This window comes from Nocardia sp. NPDC060220 (assembly GCF_042727815.1).
Lineage (GTDB): Bacteria > Actinomycetota > Actinomycetes > Mycobacteriales > Mycobacteriaceae > Nocardia.
On the sequence record NZ_JBHWZY010001056.1, the window covers coordinates 1 to 2,092 of the forward strand.

1 protein-coding gene is annotated in these 2,092 nt (G+C 72.2%); it reads right to left on the minus strand.

The window, feature by feature from the left end; genetic code table 11:
- Positions 1–196: 196 nt before the first annotated feature.
- On the minus strand, positions 197–2,092 hold a 1,896-nt coding region (locus ACFWF3_RS33535), incomplete at its 5' end, for a phenylalanine--tRNA ligase subunit beta (protein WP_379317980.1).

Here is a 2,092-nt window from a genome sequence, read left to right on the forward strand (position 1 = left end):
GGATCCTTGCGCCGACTACGCGTGCCGGTCGTGATCGGCGGCGCGCCACCGGTGAGCGACAGCGGCCGCACTCGCGTCGCAGCGCCGGGTTCGGGTTCGGGTTCGGGTTCGTCAGACGTGAAACAACCTGAGGGACAACCGCTCACGACGAAGGCCGCCCGGCGGAACCGGGCGGCCTTCGGATGTCGGGTGAGGATCAGCCGCGCAGTTCGGCGCCGACCGCGGTGGTGGCCGAGGCGACGGCGGCGTCGCGGGCGGCGCTGGCCTCGTCTTCGGTGAGGGTGCGGTCGGGGGCCCGGAAGCGCAGGGCGTACGTGAGGGATTTGCGGCCCTCGCCTGCTTGGGCGCCTTCGTAGACGTCGAACAGAGCGATGCTCTCGAGCAGGTCGCCGCCGCCGGTGCGGAGCGCGGTTTCGACCTGCGCGGCCGGGACGGTCTTCTCGACGCTGATCGACACGTCCTGCAGGACTGCCGGGAACGCCGAGATCGTCGGCGCGGGCAGGGATCCACTCAGCGGCAGGGCGTCGAGGTCCACTTCCAGTGCGCAGGTGCGCGGCGGCAGACCGGCGCGCTCCAGGACGGCGGGGTGGAGTTCGCCCGCGTGGCCGACGACCACACCGTCGACGAGCAGTTCCGCGCAGCGACCGGGGTGCCACGGGAGGTAGGCCGCGGCCCGGCGTTCGATGACCACACCCGCCGCGTCGGCGATGTCGTCGACCAGCGCGAAGGCATCGGCGGCCTCGGCCGCACGGCCGGGGCCCCACGGCCCGCGCGGGTCGTGCTTACCGCTGAGCACCGCGACGACGTGCACCGGCTGAGCGGGCAGCGACGCTTTGAGCTCGGCGATCTGCTCGTCGGTGGGACGACGGTCCACCGGCAACGCCTCGACCGAGTGGGTCTGCGCGCCGGGCTGCACCACCTGGGCGATGCCGTAGATCGTCAGGTCGCGCGCACCGCGTGAGATGTTGCGGGCGGCCACTTCCAGCAGACCCGGCAGCAACGTGGTCGCCAGTTCGGGGCGGTCGCTGTCGAGGGGGTTCAGGACGCGGGTGGTGTTGCGGCGCGGGTCGTCGGCGTCGAGCCCCCACACCTCGAACACGCCACCGGGCAGGAAGGCGGGCGGCGGCACCTCGACGGCACCGGCGAAGGCCAGCGCCCGGCTCACCGCACGACGACGCCGCTGCTGCGAGGTCAGACCGCGACCGCCGGGCGCGGTCGGCAGCACGGACGGGATCTGCTCGAGGCCCTCCAGCCGCAGGACTTCTTCGACCAGGTCAGCGGGCTGCGAGAGATCGGGGCGCCAGCTCGGCGGGGTCACCAGCAGCTGGGTCTTGCCCGCGTCGTTGACCTCGATCTCGACGCCCGCGCCGATCTGGGCCAGCCTGCGCACGGAGGTGCCCGCCGGGTAGGTGACGCCGGCGACGCGGTCGGGCAGGTCGATGTCCATCGCGATCGGCGCGACCGGCTCCAGCGGCACCCGGATGTCGGTGAGCGCGGATTCGATGGTGCCGCCGGTGATGTCGGCGAGCAGGGTGGCGGCGCGGTCGAGCGCGACGATGTTGATCTCGGGATCGACGACGCGTTCGTAGCGCTTGCCCGCCTCCGAGGAGAGCTTGTGCCTGCGCGAGGTCCGGTACACCCGCAGCGGATTCCAGACGGCGGCTTCCAGCACCACGTCGGTGGTCTCCGCGCCGACCTCGGTGCTCGCACCACCCATGACACCGGCGAGGGAGATGACGCCGGAATCATCGACGATCACCACGTCCTCGGCGTCGAGGGTGCGCTCGGTGTCGTCGAGGGTGCGCAGGGTCTCGCCCTTGTGCGCCGAGCGAACCACCAGACCGCCGTGCAGCTTCGCGGCGTCGAAGGCGTGCAGGGGCTGACCGAGTTCGAGCATCACGTAGTTGGTGACGTCGACAGCCGGGGAGATCGGCCGCATGCCCGACAGCATCAGCCTGCGCTGCAACCACAGCGGGCTCACCGCGTTCGGGTTGATCCCGGTGACGCGGCGCACGCCGAAGCGGGTGCAGTCCGCATCGTCGTCCAGGCGAACGGGCCAGGCCTCGGAGTCGGCCTCCGGCAGCGTGCGCAC